Origin of the sequence: Congregibacter brevis, assembly GCF_045689245.1 — a bacterium.
GTDB classification, from domain to species: domain Bacteria; phylum Pseudomonadota; class Gammaproteobacteria; order Pseudomonadales; family Halieaceae; genus Congregibacter; species Congregibacter brevis.
This window is the reverse complement of the sequence record NZ_CP136865.1, coordinates 3,332,673-3,357,812: the sequence shown is the minus strand read 5'-3', so window position 1 is coordinate 3,357,812 and position 25,140 is coordinate 3,332,673. Positions and strand designations below refer to the sequence as shown.

Annotated in this window: 22 protein-coding genes; 19 read left to right on the top strand and 3 right to left on the bottom strand. The window is 54.3% G+C overall.

The annotated features are described in order from the left end of the window. Positions 1–40 precede the first annotated feature (40 nt). Positions 41–619, bottom strand: a complete 579-nt coding sequence (sodB, locus tag R0137_RS14865; RefSeq protein WP_407327182.1) for a superoxide dismutase [Fe] — start codon at positions 617–619, stop codon at positions 41–43. A gap of 197 nt (positions 620–816) precedes the next feature. Between sodB and R0137_RS14860 the strand changes: the two genes are divergently transcribed. The 19 genes from R0137_RS14860 to R0137_RS14770 all read left to right on the top strand — a co-directional run bounded on the left by R0137_RS14860 (position 817) and on the right by R0137_RS14770 (position 23,021). After that, positions 817–1,440 carry a urate hydroxylase PuuD gene (locus tag R0137_RS14860; RefSeq protein WP_407327181.1) on the top strand — a complete coding sequence of 208 codons (624 nt, stop codon included), beginning with the start codon at positions 817–819 and terminating at the stop codon, positions 1,438–1,440. A 99-nt stretch (positions 1,441–1,539) separates the two neighbouring features. Further along, positions 1,540–2,304, top strand: a complete 765-nt coding sequence (locus R0137_RS14855; protein WP_407327180.1) for a hypothetical protein — start codon at positions 1,540–1,542, stop codon at positions 2,302–2,304. Between the two features lie 43 nt (positions 2,305–2,347). Then, on the top strand, positions 2,348–3,871 hold the full coding sequence (locus R0137_RS14850) for a fumarate hydratase (protein ID WP_407327179.1): 1,524 nt from the start codon (positions 2,348–2,350) through the stop codon (positions 3,869–3,871). Further along, positions 3,858–5,318: an exodeoxyribonuclease I gene (sbcB, locus tag R0137_RS14845; protein WP_407327178.1), complete on the top strand. Its 1,461-nt coding sequence runs from the start codon at positions 3,858–3,860 to the stop codon at positions 5,316–5,318. Before R0137_RS14850 ends, sbcB begins: the two co-directional genes overlap by 14 nt. Before the next feature lie 65 nt (positions 5,319–5,383). After that, on the top strand, positions 5,384–6,400 hold the full coding sequence (locus R0137_RS14840; protein WP_407327177.1) for an aspartate carbamoyltransferase: 1,017 nt from the start codon (positions 5,384–5,386) through the stop codon (positions 6,398–6,400). Beyond that, a complete protein-coding gene (locus R0137_RS14835) occupies positions 6,397–7,035 on the top strand; it encodes an NUDIX domain-containing protein (RefSeq protein WP_407327176.1) in 639 nt (212 codons plus the stop codon). Before R0137_RS14840 ends, R0137_RS14835 begins: the two co-directional genes overlap by 4 nt. Then, positions 7,032–8,654: a murein biosynthesis integral membrane protein MurJ gene (gene murJ, locus R0137_RS14830; RefSeq protein ID WP_407327175.1), complete on the top strand. Its 1,623-nt coding sequence runs from the start codon at positions 7,032–7,034 to the stop codon at positions 8,652–8,654. Before R0137_RS14835 ends, murJ begins: the two co-directional genes overlap by 4 nt. A gap of 57 nt (positions 8,655–8,711) precedes the next feature. After that, positions 8,712–9,656: a bifunctional riboflavin kinase/FAD synthetase gene (ribF, locus tag R0137_RS14825; protein ID WP_407327174.1), complete on the top strand. Its 945-nt coding sequence runs from the start codon at positions 8,712–8,714 to the stop codon at positions 9,654–9,656. A 5-nt stretch (positions 9,657–9,661) separates the two neighbouring features. After that, positions 9,662–12,466, top strand: a complete 2,805-nt coding sequence (gene ileS, locus R0137_RS14820) for an isoleucine--tRNA ligase (RefSeq protein ID WP_407327173.1) — start codon at positions 9,662–9,664, stop codon at positions 12,464–12,466. Further along, positions 12,453–12,971 (top strand): signal peptidase II, encoded by a 519-nt coding sequence (gene lspA, locus R0137_RS14815; protein ID WP_407327172.1) that lies wholly within the window; start codon positions 12,453–12,455, stop codon positions 12,969–12,971. Before ileS ends, lspA begins: the two co-directional genes overlap by 14 nt. Further along, positions 12,971–13,441 (top strand): peptidylprolyl isomerase, encoded by a 471-nt coding sequence (locus R0137_RS14810; protein ID WP_407327171.1) that lies wholly within the window; start codon positions 12,971–12,973, stop codon positions 13,439–13,441. Before lspA ends, R0137_RS14810 begins: the two co-directional genes overlap by 1 nt. Continuing rightward, positions 13,441–14,388 carry a 4-hydroxy-3-methylbut-2-enyl diphosphate reductase gene (gene ispH, locus R0137_RS14805; RefSeq protein WP_407327170.1) on the top strand — a complete coding sequence of 316 codons (948 nt, stop codon included), beginning with the start codon at positions 13,441–13,443 and terminating at the stop codon, positions 14,386–14,388. The genes R0137_RS14810 and ispH overlap by 1 nt, the downstream gene beginning before the upstream one ends. Positions 14,389–14,505: 117 nt before the next feature. Continuing rightward, positions 14,506–15,186, top strand: coding sequence for a GspH/FimT family pseudopilin (locus R0137_RS14800; protein ID WP_407327169.1), 681 nt, complete (start codon positions 14,506–14,508; stop codon positions 15,184–15,186). A gap of 35 nt (positions 15,187–15,221) precedes the next feature. Further along, entirely contained in the window at positions 15,222–15,764 is a 543-nt protein-coding gene (pilV, locus tag R0137_RS14795) for a type IV pilus modification protein PilV (RefSeq protein ID WP_407327168.1), read from the top strand. Next, positions 15,761–16,936 (top strand): PilW family protein, encoded by a 1,176-nt coding sequence (locus R0137_RS14790; RefSeq protein WP_407327167.1) that lies wholly within the window; start codon positions 15,761–15,763, stop codon positions 16,934–16,936. Before pilV ends, R0137_RS14790 begins: the two co-directional genes overlap by 4 nt. A gap of 3 nt (positions 16,937–16,939) precedes the next feature. After that, positions 16,940–17,428 (top strand): PilX N-terminal domain-containing pilus assembly protein, encoded by a 489-nt coding sequence (locus R0137_RS14785; protein ID WP_407327166.1) that lies wholly within the window; start codon positions 16,940–16,942, stop codon positions 17,426–17,428. A gap of 21 nt (positions 17,429–17,449) precedes the next feature. Then, positions 17,450–22,216: a PilC/PilY family type IV pilus protein gene (locus tag R0137_RS14780; protein WP_407327165.1), complete on the top strand. Its 4,767-nt coding sequence runs from the start codon at positions 17,450–17,452 to the stop codon at positions 22,214–22,216. Between the two features lie 2 nt (positions 22,217–22,218). Continuing rightward, positions 22,219–22,680 carry a type IV pilin protein gene (locus R0137_RS14775; RefSeq protein ID WP_407327164.1) on the top strand — a complete coding sequence of 154 codons (462 nt, stop codon included), beginning with the start codon at positions 22,219–22,221 and terminating at the stop codon, positions 22,678–22,680. Between the two features lie 5 nt (positions 22,681–22,685). Continuing rightward, positions 22,686–23,021 carry a hypothetical protein gene (locus tag R0137_RS14770; protein ID WP_407327163.1) on the top strand — a complete coding sequence of 112 codons (336 nt, stop codon included), beginning with the start codon at positions 22,686–22,688 and terminating at the stop codon, positions 23,019–23,021. On the opposite strand, the gene R0137_RS14765 is transcribed toward R0137_RS14770, so the two are convergent. Both R0137_RS14765 and R0137_RS14760 read right to left on the bottom strand, forming a co-directional pair. After that, the gene (locus tag R0137_RS14765) at positions 23,018–23,677 is read right to left on the bottom strand and encodes a GspH/FimT family pseudopilin (protein WP_407327162.1); all 660 of its coding nucleotides are present in this window, start codon (positions 23,675–23,677) and stop codon (positions 23,018–23,020) included. The genes R0137_RS14770 and R0137_RS14765 overlap by 4 nt on opposite strands. An 80-nt stretch (positions 23,678–23,757) precedes the next feature. Next, positions 23,758–25,140 (bottom strand): sigma-54-dependent transcriptional regulator, encoded by a 1,383-nt coding sequence (locus R0137_RS14760; protein WP_407327161.1) that lies wholly within the window; start codon positions 25,138–25,140, stop codon positions 23,758–23,760.

Below are 25,140 nucleotides of genomic sequence, written 5' to 3'. Positions count from 1 at the left end.
CTGAGCTGTCGCTGAGGCGGCTCAATCGGAAGGGGCCGGTTTACGCCATGTTGCTAGCTGCAAACTCCCAGTTGACGAGATTCCAGAACGCTTCGAGGTACTTGGGTCGAGCATTGCGGTAGTCGATGTAGTAGGCGTGTTCCCATACGTCGACGGTCAATAGCGGAGTAACGTCTTCAGTCAGAGGGCAGCCCGCATTACTGGTATTGCTGATAGCTACGGAGCCGTCAGCGCTTTGCACTAACCACGTCCATCCGGAGCCGAAGTTACCCGCCGCTGCCGTTGAGAATTGTTCTTTGAACTCAGCGAAGGAGCCGAACGCACTGTTGATAGCTTCTGCCAGTGCTCCGCTGGGCTCACCGCCGCCGTTGGGAGAGAGGCAGTTCCAGTAAAAACTGTGATTCCAGATCTGCGCGGCATTATTGAAAACGCCACCCTCAGATTGTCGGATTACCTCTTCCAATGTCGCTGACTCGTGAGCTGTGCCGGCGACCATGCCGTTGAGCTTGTCTACGTAAGATTTGTGGTGTTTTCCGTAATGAAACTCCAGTGTCTCTGCCGATATATGCGGTTCGAGCGCATCTTGGTCGTACGGCAGAGCGGGTAGTTCAAAAGCCATATTGTGTCTCCAAGCTCCGTGAGTTGTTGAAAAAAAATCTGCGCGCCTCTCCCTGCGTGCCTTCACCTGGTGTCCAGCAGAAGTCCTTTCGGGATTCGCAAAACGCATAAGTTATACGGGATAAGTAGCCGAGCCGATGTGCATGGCTGAAGGCACGTGTATTATAGAAGGGTTCAACTCATCAGGGGGATTTCCAAATGATCGTAGAGTTTATTTTTCGTTGGTTTCACGTGCTTGCTGGCATCGTTTGGATCGGCATGCTGTATTACTTCAATTTTGTACAAACAGAGTACTTTAAGGAGGCCGAAGCGGGCGCTAAAGCGGATGCCATGAAGAAGCTGGCTCCCCGCGCATTGAAGTGGTTTCGCTATGGTGCGTTGGTGACTTTTTTGACAGGCCTGGGTTTGCTGCATTTCGTCAACGCGTTTGCAAACGCCAACATCACTGCGCTTATTTTGATGGGCGCGCTGACCGGCACCTTGATGTTTCTTAACGTTTGGTTGGTGATCTGGCCCAAGCAGAAAATTGTGTTGGGGATGAAGGAGGGGGATGGGCCTGCTGCCGCGGCGAAGGCGGGCTTGGCATCACGGACCAATACTTTGTTCTCAGGCCCGATGCTCCTCGGCATGCTGGGCTCACAGAGTCTATCGAGCATGACGCCCGTAAGTACGACTGGTCTTACAGCAGCCTGCGGTTTGATCATTTTGCTCGAACTTAATGCCTTGTTTGGACGAATGGGTCCTATGGCGAGTGTTGTTGGGGTGGTGCACATGAGTATTCTACTCACCGGCGTCATTTGGGCGCTTTTGGCTTACCTCTAAAGACCCAAAGGAGGCTTCTCGGTTGTTTTAGGCCGGGACATAACTTTCCACGCACGGGCGCGATATAATCGCGCCCGTTTTATTTAAAAAGCAAAGCGCATGTCTAAAGACGACGATATCTCACCCATACCCTCAATCAGTGCCAGCCGAGATGGCGGAGCGCCTTCGGCGTCAGTGCCGCGCCCTCGTGGAGGTTCGCGTTCCGCGCCGAAGTCCGATGGTGGTGGCGGCAAACCTGGATTGATATCCGGTATCGGTCTGTTTGTAGCCTTGCTGATCGCCATCGCCGCCTGTGCTTGGTCCTGGCAGCTGCAGGAAAAGCTTACTCAGGCAGGACACGTTTTGGAGCGCTATGAAAAACGCATTGGTGATCTGGAAGACCGGCTGTCTGATACAGACGAGGGCATGAGCCAGAACGCGGCGGTGCAAGCGGCGAAGATTCGTGAACTGGATAGTGAAGTTCGCAAGCTTTGGGATAACGTTTGGAAAAGTACCAAAGAGCGCCTTGGTAAGCTCGAGGCGGGGGCCAAACGAGCGGACGGCGCAGTAGCTGCGAACACGCAAACGGTAAAGACGACGCAGGCTGATTTGGGCAAAGCACTTCAGGATATTACGCGGCTGCAGAAAGTCTCTGGTGATCTCGAGCGAAGTGCGGCCAGCGCGCGGTCCAGTCAGGCCGAGGTAGAGCGCGTGGCTGACGCCTTGAATGCTATCGATTTGGAACTCGCCAAGCTGAGCAAGCGGGTAGGAGGCAATGAAGAGTGGATTAAATCCATAAATGCCTTTAGGCAGTCTACCAATGCGAGCATTAGCCAACTGCAGTCGCAGCTGCGCGCAATGCAAACATCCGGTGCGGGCGGTTAGCACGCAGCTAACGCTGCGGCGTCTACAGTTATAGGACAGTTATATGACGGTAATTCGACAAGACGACTTTATAGACAGCGTTGCCGACGCTCTACAGTTTATCTCCTACTACCATCCGGTGGATTTTGTGCAAGCGGTACATAAGGCTTGGGAAATGGAGCAAAACCCGGCGGCGAAAGATGCCATGGCGCAGATTCTCATTAATTCAAGAATGTGTGCGCAGGGACATCGTCCGATCTGTCAGGACACGGGGATTGTCACCGTATTTCTGCAAGTGGGAATGGATGTTCGCTGGGATGCAAGGCTGTCGGTGACTGATATGGTCAATGAAGGCGTGCGACGAGCCTATACACACCCGGATAATGTTTTGCGAGCCTCGATCCTTAGCGACCCCGCAGGGGCGCGGAAAAATACCGGAGATAACACACCGGCCGTGGTTCACATGGAACTGGTTCCTGGCGATACCGTCGATGTCCGTGTCGCTGCCAAAGGCGGTGGCTCTGAGAACAAAGCTAAGCTGGCGATGCTGAATCCCTCGGATTCCGTAGTCGACTGGGTGGTGAAAACTGTCCCAACGATGGGCGCGGGCTGGTGTCCTCCGGGAATGCTGGGAATTGGTATCGGCGGCACCGCTGAAAAAGCGGCAGTACTCGCCAAAGAATCATTGATGGATCCTATCGATATCTATGATCTTCGAGAGCGTGGTCCATCAAATCGCGTCGAAGAACTGCGACTGGAAATCATGGATGCGGTGAACCGCTTGGGTATTGGCGCGCAAGGCTTGGGTGGTCTGACGACTGTTGTGGACGTCAAGATTAAGGACTTCCCCACTCATGCTGCATCGCTCCCCGTGGCGATGATCCCCAATTGCGCAGCGACCCGTCATGCGCATTTCACCCTCGACGGCAATGGCCCTGCACTGCAGACGCCCCCAGACCTGAGTGATTGGCCAGACATCAGCTGGGAGGCAGGCGATGATGTTCGTCGTGTGAATCTCGATACGGTCACTCGCGAAGATGTTGCGACCTGGCAGCCCGGTGACACGCTGCTGCTGTCAGGGAAGATGCTGACGGGACGCGATGCAGCGCACAAAAAAATGCAGGAGCTCATTCGCAGTGGTGAAGGTCTTCCGGATGGCGTTGATTTGAAAAATCGCTTCATCTACTACGTGGGTCCTGTTGATCCGGTGAGAGATGAGGTGGTGGGGCCAGCAGGACCGACCACGTCAACGCGTATGGATAAATTTACCGATTTCATTCTCGAAGAAACGGGATTGCTGGGAATGATCGGCAAAGCAGAGCGTGGGCCGACGGGAATCGAGGCTATTCGCAAGCACGAGGCTGTCTACTTGATGGCCGTCGGTGGGGCCGCTTATCTGGTGTCCCGAGCGATCACCTCTTCTCGTGTGGTGGCGTTCCCCGAGCTTGGAATGGAGGCGATCTACGAATTCGAAGTTAAAGATATGCCGGTGAGCGTGGCAGTCGATACACGCGGTACCTCGGTACATCTGTCAGGCCCTGCACATTGGAGAGGAGTCATCGAAGAGCAGGCTCTTGAGCTCATCTGAAACGCTTTACTGGCATGACTACGAAACATTTGGCGTAGACCCCGGATACGACAGGCCGGCGCAATTTGCCGGTCTGCGCACGGATTTAGATCTGAACCCCATCGGCGAGCCGTTGGTGATCTACGCGAAACCCCAGCGGGACTATGTTCCCCATCCGGAAGCTTGCCTTGTTACCGGTATAACGCCACAAATCTCTGATGCAGAGGGGGTTGTCGAAGCCGAGTTCATCGCGGCCATTCTCAAAGAGTTTATGCAGCCTGGCACCTGCGCTGTCGGTTACAACTCGCTGCGATTCGACGATACGGTGACGCGCTCAACGCTGTATCGAAGCCTTCGCGACCCCTATGCACGGGAGTATGGTGACGGCCGTTCCCGTTGGGATCTCATTGATGTTGCAAGAACGGCTTACGCCCTTCGACCTGAGGGCTTGAATTGGCCATCCCGGGAAAACGGCTTGCCTAGCTTTCGGCTGGAAGACCTGTGCAAAGCCAACGGGCTGGAGCAGGGGCAGGCGCATGATGCTCTAGTGGATGTTAAAGCCACTATTGCGCTGGCGCGCGAAATCAAGGCCAAGCAGCCGCGGCTGTTCGAATGGTTGTTTCGGCAACGCTTCAAGCAAGCAGTGAAGCCCATGCTGGAACCCCTTTCTCCGCAAAGTTCACAGCCACTCCTGCATGTATCCGGGATGTTTGGGGCGCAACGAGCCAACCTCGGACTTGTCGTGCCGCTGGCCGTGCACTACCAAAATCAAAATGAAGTGATCTGTGCGGATCTCAGTATCGACGCTGAAATTGTCATTGACTTGGCCCCTTCGGAACTGCATCGCTTGTTGTACACGGCAAACTCTGATTTATCCGACGGTGAGCAGCGACCGGGTCTCAAGTCTGTGCACATCAACCGCTGTCCCGTTTTGCTGCCGGCGAAAATGGCAGATCCAGAGGTCGCTGAGCGGGCAGGCCTTAACTTAGAAGCCTGCAGAAAGAACCTTCGGTTGCTTCAGGATTTTGAGGCGCGTATGCCCGGTGCACTGCGGGATAAGCTTCGTAGCGTTGCCGAATTGTCGGCCCGCCCACCCGAGACGGATCCCGATCTAATGCTCTACAGCGGCGGTTTTATCCCTCGGGAGGATCGACAAACGCTCGACAGGATTCTCGATCTGTCTCCAGCAGATCTTGCTGAAACCACGGTCGCGTTTGACGACTCTCGTTTAGAGGAAATGCTGTTTCGCTACCGTGCGCGGAATTACCCGGAAACCCTCAGCGATGATGAGAGGGACCGTTGGGAGGAGTTCCGCTTCGCGCGTATCAGTGAAGGAGGCGAACGTAGGCTTTGCCTTGAGGATCTAAACGAGAATCTCGAAGAACGTCTTTCCGCTGCAGATCTTTCACAGCGAGATCGTCACATCCTGGAAGAATTGCAGCGCTGGGGCGACAGCTTGTTGGTCTGAGCTTCGCCTATGCCGCGAGACCCGTATAATGCGCGTCAATAGATTTCTTATTCAGGCGGCGTCCTATGAAATTCGCGGGTAGTCATATCCTCACGGTAGGGCAGTTCGAGCGTCCCGACGTAGAGAGCGTATTCGAAGTCGCCGACGCCATGCAGCCCTATGCCCGTCGCCGTAAAGTCACCCGCGTCCTTGAGGGCGCCATTCTTGGATCTATGTTCTTTGAGCCAAGCACGCGGACGAGAGTGAGCTTTGGTAGCGCCTTTAATCTGCTCGGTGGCGAGGTTAGAGAGACCACGGGCATAGAGAATTCCGCCATTGCTAAAGGCGAATCGCTTTACGATACCGCCCGAGTGCTTTCCGGTTATTCAGACGTAGTGGCCATGCGCCATCCCGAAGTGGGCTCCGTCGTAGAGTTTGCCGCCGCTAGTCGAGTTCCTGTTATAAACGGCGGAGATGGCAGTAACGAGCACCCCACGCAGGCATTGCTCGATCTTTACACTATCCGCAGCGAATTATCGGCGCAGGGGCGAGGTATCGATCAGCTTCGTATCGCGATGGTAGGTGATTTACGTTTTGGTCGCACCGTACACAGCCTATGTAAGCTTCTCTGCTTGTTCGATGGGGTGAGCGTTACGCTGGTATCTCCAGACGAGCTTCGAATGCCTGGTGAGATTGTCGAAGGGCTGCGTGAGGCGGGGCACACTGTAGTCGAGAGTGATGCCATGGAGGAGGGTATTGCGCATGTGGATATTGTCTACAGCACGCGATTGCAGGAAGAGCGCTTTGCATCATCCGAAGAGGCAAACCTCTACCGCGGTCGCTTTCGACTCAATCAGCAGATATACACACGGCATTGCGATCCCAACACCGTCATCATGCATCCTCTTCCCCGAGACTCGCGTGAGGCAGCGCGGGAGTTAGACGACGACCTGAACGAAAACCCCAACTTGGCCATCTTTCGGCAGACCGACAATGGAGTGCTCGTGCGCATGGCATTGTTTGCCTTGGTATTGGATGTGGTGGGTCAGGTCGATAAGCACGCCCGAGAGGTGAGCTGGTACACCGGTAGTCGTTTCACGTGAGTTTCTCTCTGCGCTTTGGTCCCACGGATGTCCGCACATTGGAGAACAGCAAGGTATTCGACGGATACTTTGGGGTCCACAAGCTGACTATTCAGCATCGCAGCTTTGCTGGTGACTGGAGCGCGCCGGTGACGCGCGAAGTGTTTGAGCGCGGAGACGCTGTGGGGGTGCTGCCCTACGATCCTGAGACCGACTCTCTGATCCTAATAGAACAGTTTCGCGCGGGGAGCCTTCGCGATAGTCACAGTCCGTGGATGCTTGAGCTTATTGCCGGAATCGTCGAACCCGGCGAAAGCGATGAGACTGTGGCAAGACGCGAAGCTCAGGAAGAGGCAGGCTGTGAGTTCGGAGAGTTAGTGCCCATCGCCTCTTACTACCCCAGCGCTGGCGCATGTAGTGAGCATGTGCGGCTCTTCTGTGGGCGTGTGTTGAATGCGGCCGTAGGAGAAATACGAGGTGTGGCTGAGGAAGGCGAAGATATTCTTGTGCACCGCATATCCCGTGAGGATGTTTTAGAGGTTCTCGCAAGGGATCAGCTCAATAATGGACACACCCTAGTCGCGATGCAGTGGTTTGCTTTGCATGGTGAGCGTCTGAGGGACGCTTGGCTAAGTGGGTCTACTGCTGTCCAATGACACAGGAACCCGCATCCGAAAAACATTCAGGCCTCCTGCGCTCCAGCGCGGTCGTGGGTGTCATGACGATGCTGTCGCGTGTATTGGGCCTAGCGCGGGACGTTATTCTGGCGGCCGTGTTGGGTGCCAGTGCTAACGCTGACGCCTTTTTTATCGCCTTTAAGATTCCTAATTTTCTTCGCCGTTTGTTTGCTGAAGGCGCCTTTGCCCAGGCTTTTGTTCCTGTCCTTGCTGAGTGTCGTGAGAATGGAGGACAGAAAGCCGTTAGGGCTCTTGTAGATCGCGTCGCGGGTGTCTTGGGCGGCGTGCTCTTTCTTTTGACTGCGCTCACTCTTCTTGCGGCGCCTTTGGTGGCCGGTCTCTTCGCTCCAGGCTACATTGCTCAGCCAGAGAAGTTTGCGCTCACCGCGGGACTGATACGGATAACGTTTCCTTATCTTATGTTGATCTCGTTGACCGGTATGTGCGGGGCAATTCTCAACAGCTATGGGCGCTTTGCTGTTCCCGCATTTACACCGGTTCTCTTGAATCTCTCTCTAATCGCAGCCTCGCTCTTGGTCGCGCCCTATTTCTCTGAGCCAGCATTTGCCTTGGCCTGGGGCGTGTTGTTTGCTGGCCTTATCCAGCTGCTGTTTCAGATGCCGTTTCTTTACCGTTTGGATTTGGTGCCAAGACCGCGCTGGGAGCCGTCTCACCCCGGCGTGCGCCAGGTTATGACACTGATGATTCCCGCGTTGTTTGGTGTGTCTGTAAGTCAGCTGAACCTGCTTTTTGACACGGTCCTGGCGTCATTTTTACCTACCGGCAGCGTGTCGTGGCTCTACTACTCTGATCGGCTCACGGAGCTTCCCCTCGGAGTTTTTGCCATTGCCGTGGCCACCGTGATCATGCCTACGCTTGCGGCGCAGAAGTCTGCCGCCCGAGAGGAGGATTACTCAAAGACCTTGGATTGGGCCGTACGGTCGGTATTGTTGGTGGGCGTGCCTTCGACTGTGGCTCTGCTCATACTGGCAGAACCTATTTTGATCAGCTTGTTTCACTACGGAGCGCTTAGTGAGAACGATATCGCGATGTCGGCCTTAAGCCTGCGTGCTTACAGTCTTGGTTTGTGTGCGTTTATGTTGATCAAGGTGCTCGCGCCGGGTTTTTATGCCCGTCAGGATATGGTCACCCCTGTGCGCATCGGTATCAAAGCTATGGTCGCCAATATGGTGATGAACCTCGTCTTCGTCGTTCCCCTCATGCTTTATTTTGGTGTAGGGCATGTAGGTTTGGCGCTTGCGACTAGCTTGAGCGCGTTCCTGAATGCGGGGCTGCTCTGGCGAGGCTTGCGACGGGAGGGCGTCTATCGGTTCGCACCTGTATGGCGTCGTTATCTTGTCCGACTCGTGCTGGCCTGTCTTTGCATGGCGCTCGTCCTGATGTATGCGACGCCAGATGAGGTTCTGTGGTTTGGCGGATCATGGGGTCAGCGAGCCGTCGGGATTATCGGGCTTTGCGGCGCTGGCTTGGCAATGTATCTGATAGTGCTGTGGGGCTTGGGAATGCGTCTGGCCGATCTCCGGGCACCGGCATTTGCGATGGATAAATCACTGTCGGAGTCTGACGCTTCTGCATAGGCTGTAAGCCCGTTCTTCGATATACTGCTGCGTCTTTTTTTAAACCTCAGTGACGCCATGGAGCTCCTACGCGGCCTAGAAGGCCTGCGTCCCAAAGATCGCCCCAGTGTAGCGACCATCGGTGCCTTCGATGGTGTGCATTTGGGCCACCAGACTGTGATTTCACAGCTGCAAGAACAGGGCCGCAAATACGACCTTCCGACCACGGTGGTGACCTTTGAACCCCTACCGAGGGAGTACTTGGCCGCGGCTTCCGCTCCCGCGCGCTTGCAGAGCTTTCGTGAGCGCTTTGAATCTTTGGCGTCCCTGGGTATTGATCGATTGTTGTGCCTGCGCTTTGACGAAAAGCTACGCCAAATGTCAGCAGAGGAGTTTGCGGATCGAATCTTCGTGCAGGGTTTGGGCGTGCGTTCTCTGGTACTGGGGGACGACTTTCGCTTTGGGCATGACCGAGAGGGCGGTTTTTCTCTCATGCAGGCCATAGGCGAGCGCGAGGGCTTTACCACGCTGGCAACGCAGACTATCGAAGTCGAAGGGGAGCGAGTCAGCAGTACCCGTTTGCGTAGTGCCCTGACGATCGGTGATTTCGCGACATCCTGTGCTTGCTTAGGACATGATTATGAGATGTCCGGCAGGGTGATCTTCGGTCGTCAGCTTGGACGGCAAATAGGGGTTCCTACTGCGAACATCGCCCTCCGCCGTAAAAGTGTGCCCTTGAGCGGTGTGTTTGCGGTGACCGCTACGGGAGGAGGCTTGTGTGATACCCCGGCTATCGCCAACGTCGGGGTTCGGCCCACGGTGGAAGCGGGGCTTCGGCCAAATCTTGAAGTGCATATCCTTGACGGGGAGCATGCACTTTATGGCAAGCGGCTTAGCGTGCGCTTCTTGCACAAGTTACGTGATGAGCAACGCTTTGAGTCTGTGGACGTGCTCAAGGCCAAAATACATGAAGATATTGAAGGAGCTCGTGCGTATTTTGCACTGGGCGCTGAGGAAAGATAGAACCCATGAGTGAGTACAAGGATACCCTGAATCTGCCGACGACGGGCTTTCCCATGAAGGCAAACCTTGCCCAGCGTGAGCCATCTAGGATTAAGCAGTGGCAGGACATGGGACTTTATCACCGGATACGGGAATTGAGGGCGGGTCGCCCCAAGTTCATCCTCCATGATGGACCTCCCTATGCGAATGGCGATCTCCACGTTGGCCACGCGGTCAACAAGGTGCTCAAAGACATTATCGTCAAGTACAAGACTTTGGACGGCTTTGACTCTCCCTACGTACCCGGCTGGGATTGTCATGGTTTGCCGATCGAGCTCAACGTCGAGAAAAAAGTAGGGAAACCCGGCGTCAAGCTCAGCGCGGCGGAATTTCGGGAAAAGTGTCGTGCCTACGCCCAGCGTCAGATTGATAACCAGCGCGAAGATTTTGTGCGCATGGGGATCATTGGAGATTGGGAGAATCCCTACCTAACAATGAACTACGACTTTGAGGCGGACATTGTCCGCACACTGGGTCGCTTAGTTGAGCGCGGACATGTGCACAAAGGGTTTAAGCCGGTGCATTGGTGCCTCGATTGTGGCTCGGCTCTCGCCGAGGCTGAAGTCGAGTACGCTGACAAGCAATCGCCAGCTATCGACGTTGCCTTCGCGGCGGTCGATCCAGCCGCTATCAATCACGCTTGCGGCGTAGACGACGACAAGGCGGTCACCGTGCCAATCTGGACAACCACGCCGTGGACATTGCCTGCGAATCGAGCTGTGAGTCTGCATCCGGATTTTGATTACGTCCTCATCGCTGGGGGGGGGCAGCGCATACTCGTGGCCGAAGCGCTCGCTGAGAGTTGTGCCGCACGCTACGGTCTGGGAGAGCCTCAGGTCATTGGTAAGTGCAAGGGAAGGGATGTGGAGCTGCAGTTACTTCAACACCCGTTTCTTGACCGTCAAGTTCCTGTGATTCTGGGAGAGCATGTGACAGTGGATGCGGGAACCGGTGCAGTACACACCGCGCCAGCCCATGGTCAGGATGACTATTCAGTAGGCCTGCGTTATGAACTGTCGGTCGATAACCCCGTAGGACCGAATGGCGTGTTTCGTGAAGACACAGAGCTGTTTGCCGGAGAGCACGTTTTTAAGGCAAACGCGAAAATTGTTACTGCGCTTGAGGAGCGTGGGGTGCTGCTCCATCACGAGGATTATCTGCATTCCTATCCTCACTGCTGGCGGCACAAGACACCGCTGATTTTTCGCGCCACGCCCCAGTGGTTTGTGCGCATGCATGAGAACGGACTCCTAGACGCGGCCCAGAATGCTGTGGATGGGGTGCAGTGGATACCGGATTGGGGACGTGCACGCATAGAGTCTATGCTGAGTGATCGCCCGGATTGGTGTATCTCCCGGCAACGAACCTGGGGTGTGCCCATCACTTTGTTTGTGCACAAAGAGACTGCGGAGCTTCATCCCGATACTCCAGCGCTTATAGAGCAGGCGGCGCAGCGCATACAGGAGTCTGGTATCGAAGCCTGGTTCAGTCTCGAACCTTCAGAGCTTATTGGCGATGACGCAGAGCACTATGACAAGGTTACGGACACTCTCGATGTCTGGTTTGATTCGGGGGTCACCCACGCTTGTGTGCTGCGGCGTCGAGAAGGACTTTCCGCACCTGCCGATCTGTATCTTGAGGGTTCGGATCAGCATCGTGGCTGGTTTCAGTCATCGCTGCTAACGGGGATAGGAGCCTATGGCGAAGCGCCCTATAAAGCGGTACTGACTCATGGTTTTACCGTGGATGGCGACGGTCGGAAGATGTCCAAGTCCATCGGCAACATCATTCCCGCTCGCAAAGCGATGAACGATCAGGGAGCTGATATTTTGCGGCTCTGGCTCGCATCTACAGATTACCGCAACGAGGTTGCAGTATCGGACGAGATTCTAAAGCGAACTGGAGATAGTTATCGACGGATCCGTAACACCGCACGCTTCATGCTAGCCAACCTGTCGGGATTCGATCCGGCGGAGCATAGTGTGGCAGACGAGGATTTGCTGCCTTTGGATCGTTGGGCTGTGGATTCGGCTGCGCGACTGCAGGAAGAGCTAAAACAAGCGTATGACGCTTATCAATTCCATCAGGTATGCCATCGGCTGCATAACTTCTGCTCTGGGGAAATGGGTGGTTTCTACCTGGACATTATCAAGGATCGGCAATACACCACGCGTGCCGATAGCCTGCCCAGGCGCTCAGCCCAAACGGCGCTCTACCGTATTGCCGACGCCATGGCGAGATGGATGGCGCCAGTATTGTCCTTTACTGCAGAGGAAGTGTGGGAAAACCTTCCGGGTGACCGCGAAGATTCTGTACTCCTTGCGGGCTGGGGCGCACCTCTGCTTCGACTATCGCGCAATGATGAATTGGATGCTGATTACTGGGACGCGTTGATCGCTGTTCGTGCGGCCGTTAACAAACAGCTGGAAACGCTTCGTGCTGCGGGTGAGCTGCGCGGCTCTTTGGATGCGGCGGTGACGCTTTACTGCGATGGTCAGCTGGCCGAGCGTTTGGCAGGATTAGGTAATGAGCTCCGGTTTGTTCTTATCACATCTCGGGCAGACGTAGCCGGTTTAACATCTGCAACTGATGATGCCGCGCCCACAGAAATAGAAGGTTTACGCCTGTCAGTGACCGTCTGCGAAGATGAAAAGTGCGAACGCTGCTGGCACCGCTGTGCGGATGTCGGTGAACATAATGAGCATCCAACTTTGTGCGGTCGTTGTGTCAGTAACGTTGAAGGCCCTGGTGAGGAACGTGAGTTTGCCTAGTGCTTTTTCGGGCGTAGGGCGCTGGTACGCTGTGGCTGCACTTATTGTAGCGCTGGACCAGGGGACTAAGTTGCTCGCATCAAGCGAACTTAGCTATGCCATGCCGGTTAAAATACTAAGCTGGTTTAATTTGACGCTGCACCACAATCAAGGCGCTGCTTTTAGTTTTCTGGCAGGTGCGGGGGGGTGGCAGCGTTGGTTCTTTGCCGTCTTGGCCCTGGCTGTGAGCGCCATGATTATCTTTTGGCTAAAAGATCTGAAGCCGCGCCAGTGGCAGCTTTCTTTAGCGTTGGCATTGGTACTCGGCGGGGCTTTAGGCAATCTTGTGGACCGGGTCTATCTGGGCTACGTTGTTGATTTTGTCAGCGTCCACTATCGTGACTGGTACTTCCCTACATTCAATGTTGCCGACGCGGCAATATCCGTAGGAGCGTTTCTTATTATTATGGATAGTGTGTTTAGTTCGGTGGCGAAAGAGGCCTCGGGCGAGGATGGGCGTGCTTAATGTCAGACATCGCGGATAACGATATGGATGGAAACGTGAGTGAAGGCACTCGTGTTTTTCTGAATTTCTCTTTGGCTTTAGAGGATGGGGACGAAGTGGATTCGAACTTTGGTGGTGAGGCTGTGAGCTTTGCCATCGGTGATGGCAGCCTTTTACCGGGTTTCGAGCGGCGCATTATCGGTATGCAGTCGGGTGAGCGGAAACTGTTTCAGGTGCCGCCGGAAGAGGCCTTTGGTCAACCCAATGAGAATAATGTTCAGCGAGTGCCCCGCGACGGTTTTGATGAAGATCTGGAGTTAGAGCTGGGGTTGGTCTGCTCCTTCGCTGATGCTTCTGGTGGCGAATTGCCAGGAATGATTGTGGGTTTTGACGACACTGAGGTGACGGTAGATTTCAACCACCCTTTGGCGGGCCGCACCATTTTGTTTGATGTGCAAATTCATCGTTTGGAAGCGGTAGACTTACACTGATGGATATTCAACTAGCCAATCCAAGAGGGTTTTGTGCGGGTGTGGATCGTGCGATCGACATTGTTAACCGTGCTTTGGATGTCTTTGGCGCGCCGATCTATGTTCGCCACGAAGTGGTTCACAACCGTTTTGTTGTAGATGACTTGCGGTCCCGAGGCGCGGTTTTTGTCGAGGAGCTACACGAGGTTCCCGATGACTGCATCGTGATCTTTAGTGCTCACGGCGTATCTCAAGCGGTGCGAAAAAAAGCGGACTCCCGCGGATTAAAAGTGTTTGATGCAACTTGTCCTTTGGTGACGAAGGTTCATATAGAGGTCACGCGCTACAGTGCCGAAGGGCGAGAGTGCGTGCTTATAGGCCATGCGGGTCACCCCGAAGTTGAAGGGACTATGGGGCAGTACGACTACAGCAAGGGCGGTGACATCTATCTGGTGGAAGATGAGGAGCAGGTCGCGAGCCTCAATGTTCGCAATCCGGACAATCTTTCCTATGTCACTCAAACCACCTTGTCGATGGACGATACGGCTCGGGTGATTGAAGCTCTTAAAGCGCGCTTCCCTGCTATCACGGGGCCTCGAAAAGATGACATCTGTTACGCCACCCAGAATAGGCAGGACGCGGTTAAACAGCTGGCGGCGGACTGCGATCTCATGATTGTAGTGGGTTCCCCTAACAGCTCTAATTCCAACCGTCTCCGAGAACTCGCGGAGCGTATGGGCGCGCAGGCATTCCTTTTGGACCGCGCTGATGAAATCGAACCGGCCTGGCTAAAGGATAAGCAGCGCGTAGGCGTCACTGCCGGTGCGTCAGCGCCAGAGGTATTGGTGCAAGAGGTGGTCGAACGGCTGCAGGAACTGGGTGCGAATACTGTGAGGGAGGTCGATGGGCGCCCGGAGAACGTGACTTTTAGTATGCCCAAAGAATTGCGCTTACACGCTGTAGACTAGCTATTAGCTCGCATGACTTTCAGTGCGTAACTTCCTGATTTATACCGGTGATCGCCAAATCTGACCGTTCGTCGGAACCCTGCTGATCGCTCGACCCTTTGCCCCTATGGTAGAGGGATGAAAAAGTGCCCCTACAGCTACGCTTTACCGCTTGCCTTTTCAGGCAGCCAGTTGTCTCGCGCCGAAGCGTTGGCGCGTCCAACTTTTGTTTGCGCTAAGGGGCAGTCGGGCTTCACGCTCATCGAGTTAATGATGGTGTTGGTACTCATCGCTGTCTTGCTGGGCGTGGGTGGCCCCTCCTTTCAGAGCAGCCTGCAGCGCAATCGTCTTCAATCTGCGGTTAATACGGTGGCAACCGCCCTCAGTTTTGCGAGGGCGGAAGCCGTGATCCGTTCACAACCTGTGTCTATTTGCCCAACAATCGATACTTCTTCGTGTTCGGGAAGCAACTGGGAAACCGGCTGGCTGATTTTTGTTGATAACAATGAAGGCGGCGGTGGAGCCGCGTCGGATGGGACTTTGAACGGCGGCGAAGAGCTTCTGCGCATCGGCGAGCCAGCTCCTCAGGGAGTCACCGTTAGAACGGTTAATTTTCCATCTACGGCTGCTATTGTTTTCACGGACTCGGGTCGTGTCCTACAGAACATTAGTGGAACCGTCACTGTTTGTGACGAACGGGGCGTCAATGAGGCGCGGGCGTTAGTCGTGGAGGTCTCTGGACAGGCGCGCCGTGCTGTCGATACCGACGGTAACGGGGTTGTGGAAGACGACACTGTAACAGCGGTGACTTGCCCATGATGAAAAACAGCAAGCACAGACAGCATGTGACTCGAATGAATAGCAGCAGGCAGCAAGCCGGATTTACGCTGATAGAAGTAATGGTGAGTGTACTTATTCTTCTCGTTGGCTTACTCGGCGTGGTTGGGATGCAGATGTTGAGTCTCCAGGCGAATCAAGGCGCCTATTTTCGTTCCCAGGCCGTGTATATCGGCGCTGAGATTCTTGATGCCATGCGTGCCAATCCTACTGCTGCCGCGTCGTATGTCGGCGTCTATCCTGACGACGGAGCTGGGACCAGTACCGTGCCGGCGGACCAGAGCTGCGACGATGCTGATGGCTGTACACCCCAAGAAGCGGCACAACAGGATATTAGGGAGTGGAACGTGCACTTTTTTGACGTTCTGGGCGTCGGTGCGGGAAATTTTCGTCCTAGCATTCCAAACGGTCGCGCGGTGATTACGGCGACTGGCAATCAATACACCGTGACGGTGAACTGGACTGAGCGTCAGTTTGATGACACCGATAATACAGACGGATCCGATACGCGATCGCGGGTGCAACAGGTCGTGAACCTCACAGCGGCGCTCACACCATGACTAGTGCAAAACATACACAGGAGTCGCTGGGTGGCCGCGCTTCGCGTCATCAAACCGGCCTTTCGCTGATTGAGTTCATGGTGGCGCTGTTGATTGGTGCGTTTTTGGTGCTTGGTGTGGTTACCGTGTTTCTTGCGAACAAAGACTCAGCGCGGCTTGAAAATTCCTTGGCACGACTTCAGGAAAATGGTCGCTTTGCATTAGACCTTATGCGCGAAGATCTGCATCAGGCTCAGTATCTGGGCTGTAACACCGGCGATGTTTTCGTGATCAATATGATAGAGGACCCTAACTCTGCTGGGTTTTCAGCTACGCTCGAGGGTATCCGTGCGTACGAGCGGAACGGAACCGGTACTTGGGCTGCTAACCCTCCCGTAGCTGATTTGTCTGCGACGGTACAAGCTGCCGAAACAGCGGGGGGGGCTCGCAATGGCAGCGACGTTCTCAGCATCCGTATGACAGAACTGATGAACGAAGATGATCCCAATGATCCCTTACTCACAGGGCTGGTGTTGCCCACCAGTACCAACGTTCCTATTGATGACAATCCAGACTGTGCAATCGAGGAAGGAAGTCGCGTTGTGATTACTGGTTGTAATCTGACTGCGCATCTTTTCGAGGTTACCAATGCTCAGTCGTGCACGGCCGGTACGCCGCCTAATGCGACAACGCTTGAGTTCGATAACACGGGCAATTTTTCGACGTCGATCAACACCACCTATGATGCCGAGTCCCAGGTACTCCTTTACGAGGAGGCCGTCTGGTACGTCGCGGACACCGGACGCGATCGCAATGGTTTTGATGTTTGGGCTTTGTATCGTGAGGTCAACGGCACCACGCAGGAAATGATTGAAGGCGTCGAGCACATGCAAGTGAAGATTGGTCAGCGCGTGAGCCTCAGCGATTCCATTCGGTACGTCGACCCCAGTGACGCCACACTCAATACCGGGAATAACTACGAGGGGGCCATATCCGTTCGCGTCGCTCTACTTATGCAGGGTTTTGACCTTATTAGAGACGGGGATGACGCCCGGGTGTATGTGCTCATAGATGAACAAGTGCCCGGGATAGGTGGCACCGCAGTGGGGCAGGGCGGCCTACATGCGTCTGGTGCTGTGCAGCGCGATGTGTTCAGTACAAATGTAACCTTACGGAACGCTCCGGAGTTTTAGGAAATGAATGTAAATACAGAGGGGCAGCGGTATCGCCGACAGCGTCAGGACGGAGTGGTGCTATTGGTTGTTCTCATGCTTCTGTTGCTCACCACCATCGTCGGTTATCAGGTGATGGAAACAAGCTCGCTCGAAGCACGTATGGCTGTCGCCCGTCAGGGTAAGGAAGTGAGCTTTCAGGCGGCCGAATCGATTATCGATCAATCCAAAAATGATCAGAATCTCTTGGTTCTCGCTTTTATCGCTGGGCTTAACAATTCAGCATGGCCCGAGAGTACCGCGTTTACGTTTGTTGACGACGCGGCACTGGCAGGGAGAGCGGAGGTTCGTTACGTCGACGAGGTGGCGACGCTCGGAAATGACCTCGTGATAGGTAATCCGGGACTAAGAAGTCTGCACTTTGAAATTCGAGCGCAGTCTGGGCGTGTCGACGATCGCTTCAACAGTCAGCATATTCAAGGCATAAAACGTTTTGCACCCAAGTTGCTTTAGGGCGCGCGTAGGAGAAAGAACATGAACACTCTCAATACTATTCTGAAAAAAACGGGTGCAGCGTTTTTAGCGACGCTTTGGTGTACTTCGCCCGTATGGGGAGACGACACAGAAATCTTTTTTGGAGATGTCGACAGCGCTAACGCGCGAACAAATGTTCTTTTTATCATCGATACCTCAGGATCGATGGGGGGAAGCGTTGTCCCTGATAACGGCAAGGATCGTCTCGACAACGTGAAGGACGCGTTCTACACGCTCATGGACGAACTGAATAACGTCAACGTGGGCTTGATGCGCTTCACTAATCCAGGTGGTCCGGTGCTGTATCCGGTGACAAATATTGATGAGGAAGTTCCGTCCGGCGTTATTACAACGGTTGTAGGCACAATTGAATCTGGTAATGACGACGCTCAACAATTTGTCGGTGGTACCAATGCTGGCTTGATGGTCCTCGATAGCGAGTTTCTTCAACTGGGAGAAGTCTCCTTAGGAGGGACGGAAATTTTTGAGGATCGAATCTCCCCCGCGTCTGGGGAAGATGATGATCGAACTGAGCGCCTGAACCCTGGTGATCAACAGAGTCCCGACACCTGGCTGTACATTGGGGCGCCAGATTCATCTTTTCCTAACCGCCTTGGCCTTCGCTTCACTGGTGCGACAATTCCGGCGGGTGCAACCATCACCAATGCTTATGTACGTTTGTATGGCAAGAGCTCATCACGTGATAACGGGAACGATATCGACTTAGTGATTTCTGGTGAGCTCGCTGACTCAGGTGACTTCCAAGGCGTGTCGAACTACAACGTTCGTGATCGGATCAGAACTAGTGACTCTGTAGACGTTGATTGGCAGATCACTCCACTTATCGCTGACCGAGAGAGCATCGACACTCCAGACATCAAAGAGGTGATTCAGGAGATTATTCAGCAGACCTCTTGGATTGACGGTAGCGAGCGCGACATTGTGATTCTGATTGACCCGCCTGCTGGCTCGACCGGCGGAGGCGTACGAGCCTTTTATCCTCGTAACGCATCCTCAACCTACCAGGCGCGTTTGTTTGTAGAATACTCCACAGGCCCCATTATCAGCGGCGCTGGAACAACGGGGTTGCGCTTTGACAACCTTGAAATCCCAAGGGGCGTCACCGTCACCGAGGCCTATCTTGAATTCAACGCCTATCGCGATTTTACCTCGCCTTACGATCTAACCATCAAGACCGAGCTGGTCGGCGATTCCGCGCAGTTTACCAGCGCGGCCGGCGACATTTCCGTGAGAGACAAGAGCAGTTCTATCGATTGGACCGGATCTGTGGCTGTTTCTCAGGGGGATACGATTCAGTCCCCCGACCTGACTGCAATCATTGAGGAAGTAACGGATGGCGTAGACTGGTGTGGTAGTAATGCACTGACGCTGTTCATAGACGGGACAGGCCAGATGCCTGTGTGGTCGAATGAGGGGGACGGTTCCCTGTCCCCAAGGCTAGTCGTCAAATATGAATACGACTCTATTCCCAACGGCACGTCCTGCTTGCAGCGATCCATTACACGTTCTGTAAGCCGCTTGGCCGATGATGTCGAAGAGTCATCTACGAATGCGTCGCTCAACGGCAATACACTTAATCTCGAGAGTGGGAATCTAGTTGGGCTTCGCTTCGAAAACCTAGATATACCTAAGTCTTCGCCGATTAGTAGCGCGACCCTAAGGATGGTGGCGCAGGATACTTCGTCAGGTGCAGCGACGATAGAGATAAGCGCAGAAACCTCGCCGACTCCCGAGTCATTCACTGGAACCATCGGTACGGTGTCTGACCGATTCTGGAGCTCCTCAACGCCTTGGGATATCTCAAGTGACTGGTCCAGCGGATCTTCTTACGAGGTTTCTACGCCTGGTCTTGCGTCGATCATATCTGATGCTGTCAGTCGCACCGGCTGGGTTCTTGGCGGCGCCCTAGCGCTTCAGCTTGAAACAACCAATGGAATTCGGGGTGCGAAATCCAATGACCGCAGTCCTGGTGAGGCGCCAGAGCTTGTTGTCACTTTCACCGACGACGGTTCCGGAGTCCAGCGTCGGCGAACGCGAGACGTTCTGAAGGAGATTGTGAGTGGCTTGAATCACAGCGGTTGGACGCCCATTCAGGATACGCTTTATGAGGCGGCGCTTTATTACACTGGTGAGAAGGTAAAGTGGGGGGCCACGAGAGGAGCGGAAGAAGGCCCCTACAACTACGCGCGGGTATCCGCTGCAGAGTCAATGGTTGACGGCACTTACAGTATTTACCGACCCAGCGGGTGTACGGATGCTAACCTCAACTCCAACGATTGCCGAGAGGAGAGAATCAATACGCTCGGTGTTGCTCAGTACAAGACCCCCATTGATGACTTTTGTCAGGCGGAAAGCCACATCATTTTATTGACGGATGGACAGGCTAACTTGCCGCACTCTGCCACTTTGATCGATGACTTTATCGATGGTGATGGGTCGTGCAAGACCGCTGGCAGTGTGAGTGGAGAGCGCTGTGTTAAAGAGTTGGCGAATTACATGTATACGACAGATATGCGCCCCGGCGATGATCTGCCCGGGCCGCAGATCATCAAGACACATACCATCGGTTTCTCCTTCAGCAGTCAATGGTTGAGCGATGTTGCTGAAGCAGGCGGTGGTGTATCGACTACGGCCAGCGATACAGACACATTGGTCCAGGCGATTAAGGATATCCTTGGAGAAGTGTTGAAGACGGATTCGACCTTCGTTGCGCCGGTAGCTGCGGTGAACCAATTTAATCAGTTGAGTCATTTGGCGCAGGTGTACTTTGCGGTTTTCCGTCCTGACGAGCTGCCTCGCTGGCGTGGAAATCTCAAGAAATATACTTTGAGTGAGGAGGGGATCGAAATTGTGGACTCCAAGCCGGCTCCGGCGATTGATCCGGCAACCGGCTTTTTCGTGGAGAGTTCTCGAAGCTTTTGGAGTGCCAGTGAAGACGGCGACAAGGTGGACCTGGGTGGAGCGGCGGAGAATATCCCTGATTATCTGAATCGCAACGTATTCACCCACTACAGCGGATCGACAAGTACTAACCTGGCGAGCAGTGTTAACGCCATAAGCACCAGTAACACCAACTTGACGGCTGCTATGCTCGGGGTTCCGGGATTTAGTGCTACGCAACTTGCCGAGCACATCGAATGGATTCGTGGTCGCGATGTCGATAATGAAAACGATGCTAATGGCACGACGGATGATCGCTATGTTTTCGGTGATCCTCTTCACTCTCGTCCCGTGGCAATCACCTACGGCGGTACCGAGGCGTCGCCGGATGTTGAGGTGTTTTTTGGCACGAACTCTGGTGCGATTCAGGCTGTTGACGCCGCAACCGGGATAGAAAGCTTTGCTTTCATTCCTGAGGCCTTACTGCCAATGCAGAATGACCTTCGGCAAAACCTTGCCACGACTGCCCACCCCTACGGGATCGACGGTACGGTTTCGCCCTGGTTTAACGACAATGGTCGTGACGGAATTGATCCGAGCGATGCAGACGACTTCGTGAGGATTTACGTTGGAATGCGAAGAGGCGGTCGCAACTACTACGCCTTGGATGTTACTGATCGTGCTAATCCTGAAATTATGTGGCAGATCAGCGGCGGTACGGCGTCAGGCAGCAACGACTTTCGTGAGTTGGGTCAGAGCTGGTCGAGGCCGATTAAAACGCAGATTATCATCGATGGAGACACTGCCCCTCGGGACGTGCTGCTGTTCAGTGCGGGTTACGATGAGGCGCAGGATAGCGCAGAGTTGCGCACACCCGACTCGGTCGGCAGAGGTATGTATATTGTCGACGCTGTTACCGGTGACTTAATCTGGTCTGGCGGTAAGACCGGGGCCCAGAGTTGGGTGGAGTCTTACTCAGCAATGGATTACTCGTTCCCAAGTGATATGTCTGTTGTTGATATCAACCAAGACGGTCTGGCTGACATGTGGTTCGGCGCCGATACGGGGGGGCAGCTCTGGCGCTTTGATATTCAGAACGGGCAAAGTTTGGCTAACCTGGTGACCGGAGGCGTCATTGCTGATCTGGGTGTAGCCGCGGAGACAAATACCAAGGAAGACAATCGACGGTTTTTTGCGTCGCCAAGTGTCGCCCTTATACGTGGCCCCGACGGTCCAGAGCTCGCAGTTGCCATTGGGTCGGGGTCTCGTCCCTCTCCGTTGTCAGTTTTGGCGACGAATAGGATGTATCTGATAAGGCAGCAAGCGGTGTTTTCAGCGCCGTCTAGCTATGTCGCTGTTACCCGCAGCGACCTCTATGACGCTACTTCTAATACGTTGGCAACCGCGACCGGCAGCGCACTTGAAGCCGAGCAGGAGCTCTTGTACAACGCTCAGGGCTGGTATTTTGGATTTGCCCGAAGTGGCGAGAAGGTGCTTTCTTCGCCGCTTATCGCGAATGATCGGGTCATCTTCACCACTTACACACCGGGTAACTCTGGCGTGTGGTGTCGGCCTGCTGCAGGAACGTCCCGATCTTATTCTGTGCGCCTTGAGGATGCTGTTCGCACCGAGCCACGGCCACTGCTCACGCCGAGTATCGTTGACCAGGCGACTATTATCGTTCCGCCACCGTACACACCCGACCCCAATGATCCGGATGACCCCAATGATCCGGATGATCCTAATGACCCAGGCGAAGTGTGCCCTAATGGCAACAATGTTGTGATCAAGTTGAATGCAGAAGATGGTCCTATAGATGATTGGTGTAACGACGCCTCAAAGACCTATTGGGTTAAGGAGCAATGATTATGATGCAGCCGCGTTCTCAATCTGGATTTACGCTCATCGAGTTGATGATCGTTATCGTGATTCTCGGAATTCTGGTAGGTATCGGATTGCCGAGTTATCAGCGCCAGATTCTGCGTTCGAATCGGGCAGATGCGCAAGCTGCCCTCCTGGGCTTTGCACAGGCTATGGAGCGGCGGTTTACGCAGAACTATAGCTATGAAGCTTCCGCAGCGGGAGGCGCAGACACGGGGGCTCCTGATCCTACTGTCTACCCAAGTCAGTCGCCTATCGACGGCAACGACCCAGCGTATAACCTTAGTATTCAGGCTGCCGATGATACAGGTTTTACCATCCGTGCTACGCCCATCGCCGGTGGCCGACAGGCCGGGGACGGCTTTTTAGAGTTAGATTCTTTAGGCCGTCGAGCGTGGGACGCCAACAACGATAACGCGCTTGCAACCACAGAGTTTACTTGGGAGTAATCATAATGACTCAGAATCGACTAATACGATGTTTTCGGTTTGTCGCGCTGAGCTTTGCGCTAGCCCAGGCCGCGTTGGTAGTTGCTCAGCAGGAAACCGCTAGTCCTTATCCGTCAGGAGAGGAACGGGAATTCCATACGATTGGGGATGTGCCGACGACGGTTGTTGCTGTGGCGAAGCGAAACGCGCCAAGCGTAGTGTTTAGTGAGGCGGAAAGTTACTGGGAGGCGGATGTCCGTGTCTACCGGCTTTCAGGTCGACTCTACAGAGAAGTATGGCAGGTTTACGTGACAGAGCAGGGACAGTTTCTGTACAGCGAGTCCGACTTACAGGACGATTAGCAGCGCAGGTTTCGACCCGACCGATCCTCGCGGATCCCATCCCCGTTACTGTCGACCGTCTTATAGTTTCGCCCACTGTGACTGATAACAAGTGCGCGGGCTTTTCTCGCGTCTAGACTGCTGGGGCAGTAGTAGAGAGTTCCGTTTTGCCAAGTGCCCCCATTGGATTCAAACTGCAGGTAGTTCCGAGCTAGGGATGCGCGCCAGGAAATTTCGCCTCCCTTAAGTGGCCAACGAAGTTCCTTTAATACCTGATCGCTGTTGTCTAGTCTGCGATCATTGTTTTGATCGATAAACACCGCGATATTGCTGTTAGCCGTCCAGTTTCTATGGCATTTCTGCTCTGCTGTCAGTGCGCATACGATCACTGGCCGTTGTCTTATCAGAGCTTCGTGACGAGCCAAAGCGAAAAGCGACGCCAAATGACGCATCGCACTCGCGCTACGGAGGTCCTCTATACGGTCTTTAAAGGGTGGCGCTGTTAAGCTCAACGAGATAGCGAGCATGGAGAGCACCAACAAGACTTCGATTAGCGTGAATCCGGAGCTGGCGTTTCGATAGCCGTTGCTCCTGTCTCGATTGACCCAGTAACACATGCTCCGTCTGTGGCCGGGTCGGTGGGCAGACATGGGGTCTGTTCGAACACTGCCGCGCATATTGGCAGTCCAGATAAGCTGAATTGATTTCTAGTGTTACATTCCATGTCGGCAGCTGTGTACACCAGCTTTGGCTCTAATCAATCATCAAGCTCCAGCTTCTTCATTCGATACCGAAGACTCCTGAAGCTTACGCCAAGAGCTTTCGCGGTCTCCGTTCGATTCCAGCGATGAGCATCCAGCGCCTCACTGAGTATCCCCCGTTCGATATCGGCCAAGTAGCCATCGAGGTCCCCAGCAACCTCGTTTAGCTGGCTGCCTTTGGCGTCCGATTTCTCGAGCGCTGCCGATGTTATGGGCGTTTCGATACTGCCTATTTGAAGGTCTTCTGCGTCGATCACATCGGCCTCGCACAATGCGAAGGCACGTTCGAGCATGTTTTCCAGTTCCCGTACATTGCCCGGGAATTGATAGTTATTCATCGTGGCTATCGCTGCAGGGCTAATAGCAGGGATCTCGCTATGATGGGCGTCTGCAATCCGTTTGATGAGAGCCCGCGAAAGCACAGGCAGGTCATCCTTTCTCTCTCTGAGGCTAGGGACCTCAAGTTCGATAACGTTTACCCTAAAGAACAGATCCTCACGAAAACGGCCCTCGGCTACTTCCTTAGCGAGACTCTTATGGGTGGCGGAGAGCAAGCGCACATCGGTAGCTACCTCCTCGTTTGCGCCCACGGGACGCACACGTTTTTCTTGAATCGCCCGCAAAAGCTTTACCTGCATGGCAAGCGGTAAATCTGCAACTTCGTCCAAAAACAAAGTCCCGCCCTCCGCAGCTTGGAACAAGCCGAGCTTGTCACGACTCGCGCCCGTGAAGCTTCCTTTGAGATGCCCAAAGAGCTCACTTTCAATAAGTTCTGCGGGTATCGCGCCGCAGTTAACGGCGACGAAGGGGCCTGCAGCTCTTGGTCCTTTGCCATGGATGTTCCGTGCGACCACTTCCTTACCACTGCCGGATTCGCCTCGTATGTGCACTGGCGCTTGGCTTCGGGCAAGCTTGGCAATCTGCGTGCGAAGCTTATCCATCTGGTGAGTTTCGCCGATGAGCTCGTTATCATCCGAGACATCACCCGCGGCATCAATGGGATCAAGTTCCAAAGCAGCGCTGATGAGAGAGCGAAGCTTTTCCAGAGCCACAGGCTTACTAATAAAATCGAACGCACCGGCTTTCAGTGCCCGAATGGCGCTATCAACATTACCATGCGCGGTAATCATGGCCACGGGTAGGGAGGGCTGCGTCGCCTGAATATGTTCTACAAGCTCTATGCCGTTTCCGTCAGGCAAACGCATGTCGGTTAGGCAGAGTTGAAGGGGATTTTCGTCATCCAGTAGTTGATAGGCTTCCCTGAGGTTGGCGGCGCTGACGGTATCCAATCCCATACGACCAAGGGTTATCTCCAAAAGCTCTCGAATGTCGGGCTCATCATCCACGATGAGCACTCTAGCGGTTTGACTATTGCTCAA

What these genes read in the sequence shown, in the direction of transcription:
- R0137_RS14800 (WP_407327169.1), top strand. Translation starts at nt 14,506, where the DNA reads ATGAAAAAGTGCCCCTACAGCTACGCTTTACCGCTTGCCTTTTCAGGC.
- ribF (WP_407327174.1), top strand. Translation starts at nt 8,712, where the DNA reads ATGGAGCTCCTACGCGGCCTAGAAGGCCTGCGTCCCAAAGATCGCCCC.
- ileS (WP_407327173.1), top strand. Translation starts at nt 9,662, where the DNA reads ATGAGTGAGTACAAGGATACCCTGAATCTGCCGACGACGGGCTTTCCC.
- sodB (WP_407327182.1), bottom strand. Translation starts at nt 619, where the DNA reads ATGGCTTTTGAACTACCCGCTCTGCCGTACGACCAAGATGCGCTCGAA.
- R0137_RS14785 (WP_407327166.1), top strand. Translation starts at nt 16,940, where the DNA reads ATGAATGTAAATACAGAGGGGCAGCGGTATCGCCGACAGCGTCAGGAC.
- R0137_RS14780 (WP_407327165.1), top strand. Translation starts at nt 17,450, where the DNA reads ATGAACACTCTCAATACTATTCTGAAAAAAACGGGTGCAGCGTTTTTA.
- R0137_RS14860 (WP_407327181.1), top strand. Translation starts at nt 817, where the DNA reads ATGATCGTAGAGTTTATTTTTCGTTGGTTTCACGTGCTTGCTGGCATC.
- R0137_RS14775 (WP_407327164.1), top strand. Translation starts at nt 22,219, where the DNA reads ATGATGCAGCCGCGTTCTCAATCTGGATTTACGCTCATCGAGTTGATG.
- ispH (WP_407327170.1), top strand. Translation starts at nt 13,441, where the DNA reads ATGGATATTCAACTAGCCAATCCAAGAGGGTTTTGTGCGGGTGTGGAT.
- pilV (WP_407327168.1), top strand. Translation starts at nt 15,222, where the DNA reads ATGAATAGCAGCAGGCAGCAAGCCGGATTTACGCTGATAGAAGTAATG.
- R0137_RS14850 (WP_407327179.1), top strand. Translation starts at nt 2,348, where the DNA reads ATGACGGTAATTCGACAAGACGACTTTATAGACAGCGTTGCCGACGCT.
- R0137_RS14790 (WP_407327167.1), top strand. Translation starts at nt 15,761, where the DNA reads ATGACTAGTGCAAAACATACACAGGAGTCGCTGGGTGGCCGCGCTTCG.
- R0137_RS14840 (WP_407327177.1), top strand. Translation starts at nt 5,384, where the DNA reads ATGAAATTCGCGGGTAGTCATATCCTCACGGTAGGGCAGTTCGAGCGT.
- R0137_RS14810 (WP_407327171.1), top strand. Translation starts at nt 12,971, where the DNA reads ATGTCAGACATCGCGGATAACGATATGGATGGAAACGTGAGTGAAGGC.
- R0137_RS14770 (WP_407327163.1), top strand. Translation starts at nt 22,686, where the DNA reads ATGACTCAGAATCGACTAATACGATGTTTTCGGTTTGTCGCGCTGAGC.
- murJ (WP_407327175.1), top strand. Translation starts at nt 7,032, where the DNA reads ATGACACAGGAACCCGCATCCGAAAAACATTCAGGCCTCCTGCGCTCC.
- R0137_RS14765 (WP_407327162.1), bottom strand. Translation starts at nt 23,677, where the DNA reads ATGCGCGGCAGTGTTCGAACAGACCCCATGTCTGCCCACCGACCCGGC.
- R0137_RS14855 (WP_407327180.1), top strand. Translation starts at nt 1,540, where the DNA reads ATGTCTAAAGACGACGATATCTCACCCATACCCTCAATCAGTGCCAGC.